Source organism: Candidatus Poribacteria bacterium (assembly GCA_028820845.1).
Taxonomy (GTDB): Bacteria; Poribacteria; WGA-4E; order WGA-4E; family WGA-3G; genus WGA-3G.
Window position 1 is genome coordinate 76840 of the sequence record JAPPII010000067.1, and the last position, 13471, is coordinate 90310.

At 47.6% G+C, this 13471-nt stretch carries 10 protein-coding genes; 1 reads left to right on the forward strand and 9 read right to left on the reverse strand.

What is annotated here, in order from left to right; all coding sequences use genetic code 11:
* Window positions 1-17 precede the first annotated feature (17 nt).
* The gene (locus OXN25_13805) at window positions 18-782 is read left to right on the forward strand and encodes an NAD(P)-dependent oxidoreductase (GenBank protein ID MDE0425931.1); all 765 of its coding nucleotides are present in this window, start codon (window positions 18-20) and stop codon (window positions 780-782) included.
* 77 nt (window positions 783-859) lie between these two features.
* Here OXN25_13805 and OXN25_13810 read toward each other — a convergent pair whose 3' ends face one another.
* The 9 genes from OXN25_13810 to murG form a co-directional block, all read right to left on the reverse strand.
* Window positions 860-2557 carry a CRTAC1 family protein gene (locus OXN25_13810; protein MDE0425932.1) on the reverse strand — a complete coding sequence of 566 codons (1698 nt, stop codon included), beginning with the start codon at window positions 2555-2557 and terminating at the stop codon, window positions 860-862.
* Window positions 2554-3702 carry a tetratricopeptide repeat protein gene (locus OXN25_13815; GenBank protein ID MDE0425933.1) on the reverse strand — a complete coding sequence of 383 codons (1149 nt, stop codon included), beginning with the start codon at window positions 3700-3702 and terminating at the stop codon, window positions 2554-2556. The genes OXN25_13810 and OXN25_13815 overlap by 4 nt, the downstream gene beginning before the upstream one ends.
* A 279-nt stretch (window positions 3703-3981) precedes the next feature.
* A complete protein-coding gene (locus tag OXN25_13820) occupies window positions 3982-4758 on the reverse strand; it encodes a LamG domain-containing protein (GenBank protein ID MDE0425934.1) in 777 nt (258 codons plus the stop codon).
* A gap of 82 nt (window positions 4759-4840) precedes the next feature.
* The gene (locus OXN25_13825) at window positions 4841-6565 is read right to left on the reverse strand and encodes a radical SAM protein (protein MDE0425935.1); all 1725 of its coding nucleotides are present in this window, start codon (window positions 6563-6565) and stop codon (window positions 4841-4843) included.
* A 186-nt stretch (window positions 6566-6751) separates the two neighbouring features.
* A complete protein-coding gene (gene ftsZ / locus OXN25_13830) occupies window positions 6752-8056 on the reverse strand; it encodes a cell division protein FtsZ (GenBank protein ID MDE0425936.1) in 1305 nt (434 codons plus the stop codon).
* Between the two features lie 355 nt (window positions 8057-8411).
* A complete protein-coding gene (gene ftsA / locus OXN25_13835) occupies window positions 8412-9635 on the reverse strand; it encodes a cell division protein FtsA (GenBank protein ID MDE0425937.1) in 1224 nt (407 codons plus the stop codon).
* A 90-nt stretch (window positions 9636-9725) separates the two neighbouring features.
* Window positions 9726-10655, reverse strand: a complete 930-nt coding sequence (locus OXN25_13840; GenBank protein ID MDE0425938.1) for a hypothetical protein — start codon at window positions 10653-10655, stop codon at window positions 9726-9728.
* Between the two features lie 155 nt (window positions 10656-10810).
* Window positions 10811-12178 (reverse strand): UDP-N-acetylmuramate--L-alanine ligase, encoded by a 1368-nt coding sequence (gene murC, locus OXN25_13845; protein MDE0425939.1) that lies wholly within the window; start codon window positions 12176-12178, stop codon window positions 10811-10813.
* 86 nt (window positions 12179-12264) lie between these two features.
* Window positions 12265-13464: an undecaprenyldiphospho-muramoylpentapeptide beta-N-acetylglucosaminyltransferase gene (murG, locus tag OXN25_13850; GenBank protein ID MDE0425940.1), complete on the reverse strand. Its 1200-nt coding sequence runs from the start codon at window positions 13462-13464 to the stop codon at window positions 12265-12267.
* Between the last annotated feature and the right edge of the window lie 7 nt (window positions 13465-13471).

Here is a 13471-nt window from a genome sequence, read left to right on the forward strand (position 1 = left end):
CGGAAGGACAGACACGGATGCCTATTGAAAAGATTCTAATTACGGGTGCAAGCGGGTACCTGGCGCAATTTATTATTGATCGGTTGCGCGGCGCGTATCAGCTCACGCTAACGGACATCGTTGAACCCGAGCATCCATTTCCAGACACGACTTTTATCAAGGCGGATGTGACAAATCCTGATGAAATTGAAGCGGCGTGTGCTGGACAGGACGTTGTTGTGCATCTGGTTGCCTTGGTGCGGGGACGGTCTGGTAAACCTGCCTCGTTATTTGCAGATGTTATGGTGAAAGGGACGTGGAATGTAGCAGAAGCCTGTGTGCAGCAAGGTGTGAAAAAACTGGTGAACATCTCCAGTATCTCGGCGTGTCATCCTGCGCCGGGTGCAAAACTGCCTTATGAGGCAGGTGACGACTTCGTGTTTGGTCCGGGGGATCTCTACTATTCGCTGGCGAAGTATCTCGGTGAGCAGATCGGCGCGGCATATCATCAGGCGCACGGATTGGACGTAATCCATGTGCGTCCGGGTGTTATTGCGGGTGATGGACAGAATCCGGGTCCGAAAGCTCCTGATGTTGTGACGGATCCTTGGTTTGTTTATGTGGATCCGAGAGATGTCGCACAGTGTGTTGCGTGTGCGATTCAGACGGAGACGGTAAAGTACGGTGCTTATAACGCCGTTGCGGGACGTGCTGATTCTCGTTTCGCATGGAAGCCGGGGAACGTGGAATTGGGGTATTCACCGGAACATAATTGGCCAGAGATTCCGGATGGAGAGGGATAATTCCAGCAGAGAGCAGAAAAGGTTATGAGCACGGACGCAAAATAGCAGTTTGCGGTCCGGTCTTGTAGCACAAACTTTCAGTTTGTGGACGGAAGTATCAACCCATGTCCCTCTTTAACACGGAAAATCTGATTTGACTTTAGATTAGAAAATTGATCCCTCTGTTCGCTTTGCCAATGAATGTCTAAGGTATCAACTGTCAAGTTCTCTCCAAGTCCAAAGTGAATGCGGAGATCGCTTTGGGATAGGTAACTCGCGCCACTACGAACCTCCCTGAAAAGAGATAGATCCCCTGCCTTTACAAACACCTTTGTACCGATACCTGATACATTACTCTGTGTCCCGATAAGTTGGACCGTGAGCCAGTGATTGCTGTTCCCTCCGTCATTTTGGAGAAGAGTCGCCGGTTGATTGGAGTTGTTAAGGAACACATCAATATCACCGTCATTGTCATAGTCCCCGAACGCCGCACCACGACTAACCTTCCTGGGAAGTTGCGTGAGACCAACTTCGGCAGAAGCATCGGTAAAGTGATATGTGCCGTCCTGCTGGCTCGTATTGCGGAAAAGTAAGTCTGACTGCGGATACGTGCTGTCCGAGAAAAGCGAGATGTTCTCCTGAAGATGTCCATTCGCAACAAAGAGGTCAAGAAGACCGTCGTTGTTGTAATCGAAGAATTCGGCTGCCCATTTAAAATAGGGAAGCGTGGCTGCGCCAATTCCTGAGATAAAAGAGACATCCGAAAAAAAGGCAGCACCCTCATTTCGATAGAGGACAACTGGTAAATCAGAGGCGTTACTGACGACAAGATCGAGATAGCCGTCGTTATTGTAATCACCGAAGGCACTTCCCATCCCGCTTCCCGGGAAACCGTTTCCATCGTAACCTGTCCCCGTCAGGTCAGCGGTTTCGGTGAAAGTGCCATCACCGTTGTTGTGGTAAAGCAGATCGGCTTCCATATCGTTAGCGATGTGAATGTCGGGGTAACCGTCATTGTCATAATCTCCGACTGCGACTGCGAGACCGAGGGCACGATGCGAAATACCTGCGTTTTCGGTGACATCGGTGAAGGTACTGTCTCCGTTATTACGATAGAGAATATCAGGTTCACTGACAAAATGGCTCCCCGCAATCTGATCTGTTGGGCTACAATAGGTTCTGATTCCGCGGGTCTCCCACCATCGGTTTTCAGCAATAGAAAACTTCATATAGTTGACGACGTACAAATCAAGGTCTCCGTCTAAATCGTAATCAAGAAAGGCGCAGCTTGTTCCCCAACGCTCATCGCCAACGCCTGCCTTCTGTGTCACATCTGTAAAAGTGCCATCGCCGTTGTTGTAATAGAGTCGGTTAGGTCCGAAGTTCGTTATGTAGATGTCGAGATAGCCATCGTTGTTGACATCGGCAGCAGCGCATCCGACACCGTAACCGGTATCCGCAACCCCTGCTTTGTGGGTAACGTCAGTAAAGGTGGCGTCGCCGTTGTTCCGGTAGAGTTTGTTTTCGGGAAGTTCTTCTATTTGACTGGCTTTTCCGTCGAGCGGCGGCGGGATATGCGTAGCATTGACTATATAAAGGTCGAGGTGCCCATCAGTATCAAAATCAAAAAAGAGTGCGCCGGAGCCAAGGGTCTCAATGAGATACTTCTCACCGGTTCTGCCATCAACATGCTGAAAGTTGATTCCTGCAGCGGTCGTTACGTCAAGGAATTGGACTTCGGCAGAGATGTAAGGGATAAAGTTAAAAGAAAAGAGAATGTAACAGAGGTATCTCATTCTTCTTGAGAAAGTTCCTTCTGCTTCTCACGGGCATGGCGCGCTTCATCTTCCAATCCAAGGAGGTGGCAAATCTGGGAGAGTGTATCCCAATAGTTAGCCTCAGTAGGGGCAAGTTGGATAGCTGTTCGAGCATGAAGCAGGGCTTTATCAAGGTCAGATTCTGATTCGATATAGCAGACAGCAATATTATTATGCGCAATGGCGAGTGTGGTATCAATAGCGAGTGCGGCTCGATACGCTGCGATAGCGAGCTTAATTTTTTCCTGTTTATGGTAAGCATGCCCCAAGTTGTAATGCGCAGTGGCTAAGGCTGGATCAAGAGAGATCGCACGCTTATAGTTCGCAATTGCGTCCGAAAAGCGATGGCGGGCAAGGTAAACGATACCGAGATTGTTATAGCCTCTTGCGTCATTAGGATGTCGTTTTACCCACATCTCGGCTTCCTGTAGAAGCGGATCTGTCTGCCGGAGGACTTTGAAAAACCCCATCGCTGAGGCGGCTTTCTCTTTTTTGCCTTGCTTGATATATGCCTGTGCAAGTTGGTAGTGTGCTTCTGTATTATCAACCTGAATTTCGATCACCTTCTCAATGGCAGTAATTGCCTCATCTAAGTGATCCTGTTTAAGATAAACCTTACCCAATCCTAAAATTGCGCCAGCATCGTTCGGGTTAAGACGGATGGCTTTGTTATAGGCAAGGGTGGCCTGTTCAAAATCCCCTTGTTTCAAGTGGACTTCACCGAGTCCGACATAAGCATCCTCCCATTCTGAATCGACGACAATCGCTCGCTTAAACGCCTCAGTAGCGTCAGGTAGGCTCCCCTTCTTGAGGTAAACGAGTCCAACATTATAGTGTGGCTCAGCCGTCATAGGAGATAATGCCAACGCCGTCTGATAGGCATCAAGCGCGGCCTCATACTGCTTCAGTTCAGAATACGCAATACCAAGCCTGTTATAAAAGACAGGAGATTTTGGTGCAAGAGCGATGGCTTTCTTGTACTCGGCGACGGCTTGCTCAAACTCGCCAATAGCGTGATAAGCGGAGGCGTTCTGATAATGCTTTTCAGCGGGTGAGGGATTAGATAAGGCAGAGATTTCAAAAGTGGTGAAGAGAAGATATATGATAAAAATAATTTTCAACATACGCTTCCGTTTCCCGCGAACCGTCTACCGCAAATCGCGATAAGCGGATAGCGAACCGCAGACCGCAGACTGTCCGACACAGACTAACAGGAATCAACGCCAAATGCGCGTAAATCAGAATCAACGGTATTCATGCCTTATGGCATGAAATCAACGGTATGAAGCCCGTGTGGGCTTCACCGGGGTACGAATGCCGTGTGGCATTCCCCGGGCATTTGGCGTGTGGTACAAAAGACGCGAACAGCGGTACGCGAATCGCGAACAGCGGTATGCGAATAACTAATCGCGATCTGCTTTAATACTCCCCCATGTCGTTGTGAGTTTCTCTGCGGGTTCAACGGGTAGGAAATCGCCGTTCATAATGTCGCTGATTTCCGCATCGGTGATAATCCGGTTGAAGAGAAATACCTCATCAATGATCCCAGTGAAAAATTCTTGACCGGGATGGCGAGCACCGACCATAATAGAACCGTCAATCTCATCAACAGGCGGCGGTTTAGCACCACCACCGGCTACTTTCCCGTCATTGTAGATGGTGACCTTTGATCCGGTATCGTGTGTGACTGCCAAATGGACCCAATCTTCAGGTTGAATATCGTCGCTGACGGCTTTCTGTGCCCACGCACCACCCGATGTTGACCAGAAAAAAGTATTACTGCTGGCATTCTGAAAAATCGTTGCCCATTTCAAACTTCCAGCAGCCACCATATAATTCCAATCTCGAATTTGGGCTTTGTCCCGCTTAACCCAGAAAGCGACAGAGAATTCTTCTCTTAATTGTAAAGTGTCGTTGATAGGCACAATGACGTATTGTTGCTTCGTGCCATCAAACTCTAAAGCCTTGCCGAACTGTCCATCTACCCACGCGGGATCCTCGATAAGCTCACCGTCATGACCGTGTACAGAACCGTCTGCAGCATTCCCTCCCTTCCCTTCATCAAAGGAGAGGTATAAAACGAGGGATTTATCATCTAACCCTGCATACAAAGGAGCCGTAAAGGTTAGCACCACAAATATTGTAACAAACACTCCTATAAATTGTCTGAATTTGCCCATAGTGAATTCCTCCTAAGAAAACATTAAAATTTACCAGATAGCAAATCGGATTCAGCAAGGTTAAGCGGTGCAGCACGAGAAATTAGCAAGCACCACACTTTTTACAGACGGTTGTGTCACAGGCACTGGTCATAAAACCTTTTTCCTGCTTGTGGAATTCAAGTTGTAAAAATTGAGGTTTGACGTTGAGGTCGAGGTGGTCCCACGGATTGACCTCATGCAGTGGACGCTCACGCGTGGCGTAAAAATGAGGTAACAACCCGCATTTACGGAAGGCTTGGTTCCATGATGTCCCGCGTGCGAGTTCTAATATAACCTTTCCGAGTCGCCGATCGCCGCGTGCGAAAACGGCTTCTTGGTGTGCGAGTCTTGCACTTGCGGATCCGACTTTTATGCTACCGAGACGGTTAATTTCGCGTTTCAAAAAGTCAAGTTTTCGGGCAATGGTTTTGGGGGATTCCATCGCTACCCACTGGAGAGGCGTATGCGGTTTTGGCACCATCGGAGAAATAGTAAAACTGATACGAGCCATCCTGCCGGTCCGTTTTGCGTGCGGCAGCAATATGGTTCGCATCTCCTTCGCCATATCAACAATAGCCTCAACATCCGCTGGGGTTTCCTGCGGAACACCGATAAGAAAATATAGACGGAGGTTGAGAATATCGCGTTTCAGTGCTTCTTCAAAGACGTGATAAAGACGTTCACGTGGAATCGCCTTATTGACTACCTTCTGGAGTTCCTCAGTTGCAACTTCGGGTGCAATCGTGATTGTCCCCTGTTCACTGTCAGCGAGTGCATCGAGCAAAGGGGCACGGACGGTTTCAGCACGGAGCGAAGCACAAGAGATACGGAACCCACGCGCGACGAGACCTGAAGCAATTTCATCAATTTCGGGATGGTCAGAGATAGAGGCACCGACGAGTCCAATTCTATCAGTAATACCCCGTGCCCGTTCTGCAAGGGCAAGGGTATTCTCTACGGAACGGTGCCGTGGCCACCGGCGTGCATAGTCGGCAACACAAAAACGGCATTGTCTCCCGCAGCCTCGCACAATTTCAATAAGATGGGCATTTGAGAATTCAGTATTTGGGGTATGGATGTGTGTGCAAGTTTCAACATCATCAAGTTTGGGAACGGCACCGGCGCGAATCTGCGGTGACACGCCGGGTTTTGGAGAGACAGCGTCAATAGTCCCATCATCTCTATAAGTTACGTCATAGAAACTGGGTACATAAAGCCCTGGAACAGTTGCAAGCGTTTCAAGCAATTCGCTTTTGGGTGCCCCACGTTGCCTCCACTCGTCAAAGTGTGCCATGAGTTGATGAACGACAAGCTCCGCCTCCCCGACAACAAAGACATCCACAAAATCAGCAATGGGTTCAGGATTGTAAGAGATATTAATACCACCAGCGATGATGAGCGGGTCCCATTCTGTGCGCTCTTCGGCAAGTGGCGGGATATTTGCGAGCTCCAACGTCCGCGGGATGTTCACATAGTCCGATTCAAAGGAGACGGAAAATCCGATAATATTAAATCTATTGAGTGCTGTCTGCGTCTCGAATGAGAAAAGCGGACTTTTTTGAGTAACCAACTGGCGAAGATACTGAGATTCAGGCACAAAGACACGCTCGCAAGCGGTATCCGCTCGATTGTTGAGGGTAGCATAGATAACCTGAACACCAAGGCTCGACATTCCGAGTTCATAGGTACTCGGATAGACGAGTGCAAATTTGTTCGGTTTCCTGAAATTATTATATCCGCCCTGTTCTTGGCTACGGAGATGTTGGTAATGTTGACGTAAGTTCACAGTTATCCTTGGGCATAGTAGGGTGCGAATAAAAGACGCGCCGAGAAAGAAAAAGCAATGCGATTTCAATCTATGAAGTAGCCTCGATCCCGTTATCGAGGCTACTTTAGGCTTACGCGCGGGGATTACAAACCCCACTTAATTAAAAAAAGCGGCACTGATAGGAAGAAAATATAGAGGTAATTTCTATTTGTTGTTCTGCCCTCTTTTTTGAACACGGAGGAATGCTGGGATTTCCCAATCCGTACCACCGCGCTGCCGTGTATTTTCTTTTCCACGCGCTGATCTGGTTTGCCGCGGCTGCGGCGGCTGTTCCTCTTGCTCCATTGGTGGTTCTACGTTTGGTCTGCGTTCACGGACTGGCGCAACAGACCTGCTGGGTAGTGTTCTGCCAGCACCAGGTCTGGTCCTGCCGGGAGTCGGTACACGTTGCTTCTGTGGGGACAATGGCTGCCTTTGATAAGCCTCCACATCATCATACCGCGAGCCGTATTCTCTGTCTTGAGCACCGAAAACATCATCCGCATCCGCATCAAAACCTGTTGCAATGACAGTTACAAGGACTTCATCTCCGAGTTCCAATTCATCTTTGTAAACAAGCCCAAAGATGATTTGTGCATCGGTGGCGGTATCTTTAATGACCTGCATCGCCTCATCAAGTTCATGCATCATGAAATCCGGGGGGGCAGTAATGTTGACGATCATCCCGATAGCCCCGGCGATGTTGGTCTGTTCAAGGAGTGGAGAGCTGATTGCTTGTTCTGCGGCGATTTGTGCGCGATTATCACCCGTTGCGCGTCCCATTCCCATGAGTGCGCTACCGGCTTCGCGCATAATGGACTCAACATCCGCAAAGTCAACGTTAATTTCGCCAGCTTCGGTGATAATATCAGAAATACTCTGAACCCCGTGGAGGAGAATCTGGTCACCGATACGGAATGCATCCCGAATTGGGAGTTTCCTGTCCATTGTGTCAATGAGACGTTGATTTGGTACAACAATTACAGAATCGGCTGCGGCGCGTAGTTCGTCAAGTCCTGCTTCGGCTTGGTCTGCGCGACGCTGTCCTTCAAAGTTAAAGGGTCTAGTGACAACGCCGATAGTAAGTGCGCCACGTTCGCGGGCAAGGGAAGCGATGAGAGGCGCTGCGCCAGTCCCAGTGCCGCCCCCCATACCAGCGGTGATAAAGACCATATTGGCATTTTCGACGATAGTTTGCAGATGCTCTCTGTCTTCTTCAGCGGCTTTTCTACCGATATCAGGGTTAGCTCCGGACCCTAAACCCTCAGTGGTGTTAACACCAATCTGGATTTGCGTAGCCCCTCGGCAGGTCAGGAGTGCCTGCTGGTCTGTGTTAACGGCGTAAAACTCTATGCCGGTAAGTCCTGCTTCAATCATCCGTTTGACAGCGTTCCCACCCGCTCCACCGACACCAACGACTTTGATTTTGGCACGTAAGTTTTCAAATTCTTCTTGTTCAAATTCTATCATGTTGGATTTCAGTTACTATCCGTAAGCCACAGCAACCTAATTCCTCCTATCGTTATAGCCTCAATTTCCAGGTTGAGGTTCCGTAATAACTTTCATTGAATCCGCTTTTTCATGTTAAATTATACGCTAATAGACGACTTAAGTCAAGTATTCCTGTAAGTTTAGGTCATTCAGTTTTAGGTTTCTGTCGCCTCTACAAAAGTAGTTGCGATTAGGAAATCGTTCCTATAAGAAGCGTCGGGATTGGAGAATCCTTCTTACAAAAAGAGGTTTGAACAAAAGACCGAAATTAGAGACAAACTAAATTACCTTACACATTCAGCGTGGATCAAGATCAGCCCATAAAACCGTGGATTTAATACCCGAACCACTCTCTGACGCGTTGTAGGAGTGCCCCAAAGGTATTACCGCGTTGGCGCATGTGGTGTTCATGCTCTTGTTGTCTGAGGCTCTCACCGTAAAGAGCGAGTCCGATGCCAGCAGCGTACATTGGATGATTTACGCGATCGGTTAATCCTTGTATTCCTTTGGGGTATCCGATCTGAACACGAAGTTGTAGCATAGCCTCAGCAAGTTCTTGCAGTCCATCGATGAGTGCGGTTCCACCCGTGAATACGAGTCCGCCCGGAAGCGGTGTATCCCCTAATTCATAAGCAATGATCTCAAGGATTTCTGCCATACGGTATTCGATAATTTGTGCGAGTTCATATCGATCAATGAAACGCGGCTTTGCATCCGTAGCGACGGGAATCGGGTGTACATCATCCATTGTGACCAATTCCGTCCATGCGCATCCTCGGTGAATTTTTAGTTCTTCAGCTTCCGGGAGGGTAACCTTTAGGTATTGAGCGATGTCATTAGTGATGTGCTGCCCTCCGACAGGAATTACGGCTGTATGTTGGATAGAATCCTCTTTATAGACGATGATTTCAGTTGTTCCATCACCGATATCAACAAGTGCGATTCCGACTTCCCGTTCATCTCTTGAGAGGACTGCTTGAGATGCCGCGAGCGGTGCCGCGACGAGCGTTTCGACGATCGGCACGCCAGCCTTTTCAATACTGTTGAGCAAATTCTGAATAGCCGTTGTTCCACCCGTAATAATATAGGCATAGGTTTCAAGGCGTGCACCTGACATCCCAACAGGTTCCCTGATACGGCTTTGTGCGTCAACGACAAAACTCTGTTGAATAACGTGTAAATTTTCACGGTCGGAAGGAATAGAGATTGCCTTCGCCGCCACCATTGCTCGTTCAACATCCTCATGTGAAATTTCAGTATTGGCAACAGAAACGACCCCATGCGAAGTCTGACCAATGATATGTTCCCCAGAGATTCCCACACAGACAGAATCAATTTTGACACCCGCCATCAATTCTGCGCTGGAGATGGCTTTGCGGATAGCTTCGGCTGTCTGATTGATGTCAACAACAACACCACCTCTAAGTCCCTTGGAAGGCGCGTGACCGACACCAACGATTCCTATTTTTTCACCACTACCGTGCAGCGTGTTCCCAACGATTACCGAAATTTTGCTCGAGCCGATATCAAGTCCCGCGATAACATTCTGTTTAGGCATATAAGTTTTCACCCCCTTTTCTCTTTTCTGAATACGACTGAGAGGTGGAGATTTCACACTCCGCACGATCCAGTATTTACGAGATAGACGTTATTGCTTTTGCGTATAACCGCCTAAGTAGATCGAATCTTCAAATCTCGCGTCCAAGTACGGTTGCGTTGCATCTGGAGGCACTTTGAGAAGTTCGAGTATACGACCCCTATGCTGTTTCAAAAGCAACGCAACATGATGAAGTCCGGCTTCAACCGTATCCGATGCAATCCAAACTGGCAGAGGTAACGTTTCAATTTGCATTTTAATTTGCTGTGGACGGCTCGCGTCTATAGTTTCTATTTGTTTGGCCAGTTCGGGTTGCTGTATCACAGCACTTTTTAAGACTTTCACAGCCACGGGGACTCCAGAAGTTTGGACGACAGTGCCAACTTTTGGGAACTTATCACCCGCTGCAATAAGCATAACCATTCCTTGAAATCGCTTCTCCACCGGCACCCCCGCTTCTCCAACCTCTATACGCTCCAAAACATGTGCGTCAACATCCAGCAAGAAAAACGAACAATCTTGATCAACACTTGTACCGAGGACAGGCGGATTTTTAAAACCCTCATAAAACCTGAGTAAGACAAAAGGTTCACGCTCAGTAATTTCAACAGTAAACAAACGTTTCATGACATGCTTGGAAACGTGTGCCTCTTTAATATAACTCAGGTTTTCTTTGAGATAATTCTCCGTTTGTCCTTCAGAATCTGTAACGATGTTGTCCAACTGCTCAGCCAATATATCATAGATTTGTACTTCTGTATAGTGTACATTTCCAGACAATTCAAGAGAGACATATTCAGTGCCAAAAAAACTGAGTACTATCCTCGCGATAAAAGCGAAAGTAAGTAGAATAGCGACGACAAAAATCACGCGCCGGTACGTGTATACCTTAGCGTTAGGATGTTTACCAAGTCGCCTTGTAGGCATTGAAGTCTCGCGCACATAAGTGCCGTATTTTTTGCGTTGTGATCGAGCAAACATTCGTGCGTCGTTGGTTTTAATGATGCGTTCTCGGCTCAAGGTCAATAGCAGACCTATCTAAATAATTTTCTATTTTTTCGGTGCGCGATTAAGTCAAAAGTTGTAGGTAAAAACGAGAAGATTATAAAAGAAGATACAAAACAAGAAGAAAATGATTAATTTTTCGCCTGAAGTCTTGTTAAAAATTCTCGTCCTACCTTACTGATGTCTCCAGCCCCGAGTGTAATAACAATATCGTCTGGCTGGGTTATCTCCATAAGAACATTCGTAACTTCATCTGTGTCTGGTACGTACAGGACTTGTCGATGCCCATGCGCCTGTATTGCTTGTGCCAATTTCTCAGCGGTGACATTTTCAATAGGAGCTTCGCCAGCACCGTAGATTGAAGTAACAATAAGTACATCTGCCTGATAAAAGGAGCGGGAGAATTCATCTGCCAAGTCCCTGACACGTTGGTAGCGATGCGGTTGAAAAACTGCGACGATACGCCGTTTGTAGCCATCTCGGGCACCACTGAGTGCTGCTTTTAATTTCGCTGGATTATGTGCGTAATCATCAACAATGATAATATTATTAGCCTTACCAAGTATTTCAAAACGCCGGTGTACGCCAGCAAACGACTCAAGTCTTTCGCGAATCTGGTCAAATGGGATATCCAACTCAAGTCCGACTGCTATGGCTGCTAAGGAATTAGAGATATTATGACGTCCGGGCATTTTAAGATGGATTTCACCGTAGAGATGTCCATCTTTCCGGATTCGGTAGCGGGATGTAGGTCCCTCAACAACGATTCCTTCAGCGACCAAATCAGCCCCAGTTTCAAGCCCGTAGGTAAGATAGCGTTTCTCGATTCTGGGAATAAATTTCTGAATATTCTCTGCATCCAAGCAGAGAACAGCTGTGCCATAAAAAGGCACCTTATTGATGAATTTGAGAAAGGTCTCCCCAATTTCGGTAACACTACTATAATAATCGAGATGGTCAGCATCGACCGATGTGACAACAGCCACAGTCGGATAGAACATCTCAATAGAACCATAAGCCTCGTCGGCTTCAATTACCATGACATCGCCTTCACCACTCCGGGCATGGCTGCCGTTCACGAGTTTTCCGCCCACAACGACCGTTGGATCAAGACTGCTCAGGACCGTAGCAGTCATTGCAGTCGTAGTTGTTTTTCCATGTGTTCCGCTGACTGCCACGCTATAGCGCATCCGGGTAATTTCATTGAGCATCTCAGCACCCCTAACGATAGGGATTTTTTGATCCTGTGCAGCGAGGAGCTCCGAATTTTCAGGCGGAATAGCGGGGGAAGCAACGACAACATCGGCACCTTGCATCTGCACTGCGGCATGTCCATAGAAGACAGTGGCTCCAATGTTTCGTAGGTGTTCCGTTGTATCAGATTTTTTGATATCCGAACCGGTCACCTTAAATCCGAGGTCGAGCAAGATTTCAGCAATACCGCTTAAGCCAGCACCGCCGATGCCGATGATATGAATATGTCGCGTTTTTCCAAACATACAGTTGTTTTGCCCTTACTTAATAGTATCTTTTAATTTTTTAACCTATTACGAGGCAAGAAATCAACCTTAATTACAAAAAACAACTAAGTGAACGAAAGAATAGACCTGGCAATGTGATCACTGGCGTATGGTTTACCGAGTGCTCGACTTGCAGCTACCATTCTTTCATGTGTATTTTCATCAAGTCCGATATTCACAAGATTTTGAACAAGGGCTTCTACTGTAAACATGCCCTGTTCAAGGACAACAGCACCGCCCTTTTCTGCGACAGCATGAGCATTCAATACCTGGTCATTCCCTGTTTGCGAGGGTAAAGGAATGAAAATTGCGGGAATGCCACAAGCAGTAACTTCAGCGACAGTCATTCCACCCGCCCTACATACCATAACATCTGCTATGCTATAGATCTCCTCAATAGTATCAAAGAAGGGTTGGACACAATATCGAAATTCGGGATGTGATTCAAGTTTGTCGTGATACACAGCCTGAATAGTTTGTGCCTCAGCTGCGCCTGTCTGATGCACTATTTGGAGTCGGTCAGCAAATTCCAGTAAATGCGGCAATGCAGCCACGATTGCGTCATTGATAGCGTGTGCGCCTTGACTTCCACCCATCACAAAGATCGTCTTCCGCTCCGGCAACAATCCGAATTTCCGATAAGTCGCTTCAGATTTATGGAACGTGGCGATTGCAGGACGAATCGGGTTTCCCGTAACTTGGACACTCTCGGTGTGTCGGAACGAGTTCCTATTACGAACAGACTCCATAGCAAGGTATGCCATTTTTGCCCAGCGTGCCAAGACCCCGTTTGTTAAACCGACTGAAGCGTTTTGTTCTTGAATAGCTACCGGAATTCGGCACAGGAGGCCAGCTAAAAGCACTGGACCTGAGACATACCCGCCGGTTCCTATAACGATGTCCGGCTTCAGTTCTTTCATGTAGTGCAACGACTGGAGGAGACCGCGAAAGGCTTTCCAGAGCACTGGAACCCATTGTAAAGTCAAGCGTCGCGGAAAACCGGCAACAGAAATAGGCATGAAACGGAAGCCGTGCTGTGGAATTAACTTTGACTCCAAGCGATCTCGACCGCCGATGAACACAATATCCACCGTAGCATCCAAGCGTCGTAGTGCCTGAGCAATTCCGATGGCAGGATAGATATGACCGCCTGTTCCACCGCCAGCAATAACGACTTTTTTCTCTGTTGCCCATTCCTCAACAGTTGTTTGATAAAGACTATTTGCGTCTGATAAATTTGTATCGTAAAATTTAGAATCTGTCATAGTTAAG

What these genes read in the sequence shown, in the direction of transcription:
- OXN25_13805 (MDE0425931.1), top strand. Translation starts at nt 18, where the DNA reads ATGCCTATTGAAAAGATTCTAATTACGGGTGCAAGCGGGTACCTGGCG.
- OXN25_13810 (MDE0425932.1), bottom strand. Translation starts at nt 2,557, where the DNA reads ATGAGATACCTCTGTTACATTCTCTTTTCTTTTAACTTTATCCCTTAC.
- OXN25_13815 (MDE0425933.1), bottom strand. Translation starts at nt 3,702, where the DNA reads ATGTTGAAAATTATTTTTATCATATATCTTCTCTTCACCACTTTTGAA.
- OXN25_13820 (MDE0425934.1), bottom strand. Translation starts at nt 4,758, where the DNA reads ATGGGCAAATTCAGACAATTTATAGGAGTGTTTGTTACAATATTTGTG.
- ftsZ (MDE0425936.1), bottom strand. Translation starts at nt 8,056, where the DNA reads ATGATAGAATTTGAACAAGAAGAATTTGAAAACTTACGTGCCAAAATC.
- ftsA (MDE0425937.1), bottom strand. Translation starts at nt 9,635, where the DNA reads ATGCCTAAACAGAATGTTATCGCGGGACTTGATATCGGCTCGAGCAAA.
- OXN25_13840 (MDE0425938.1), bottom strand. Translation starts at nt 10,655, where the DNA reads ATGTTTGCTCGATCACAACGCAAAAAATACGGCACTTATGTGCGCGAG.
- murC (MDE0425939.1), bottom strand. Translation starts at nt 12,178, where the DNA reads ATGTTTGGAAAAACGCGACATATTCATATCATCGGCATCGGCGGTGCT.
- murG (MDE0425940.1), bottom strand. Translation starts at nt 13,464, where the DNA reads ATGACAGATTCTAAATTTTACGATACAAATTTATCAGACGCAAATAGT.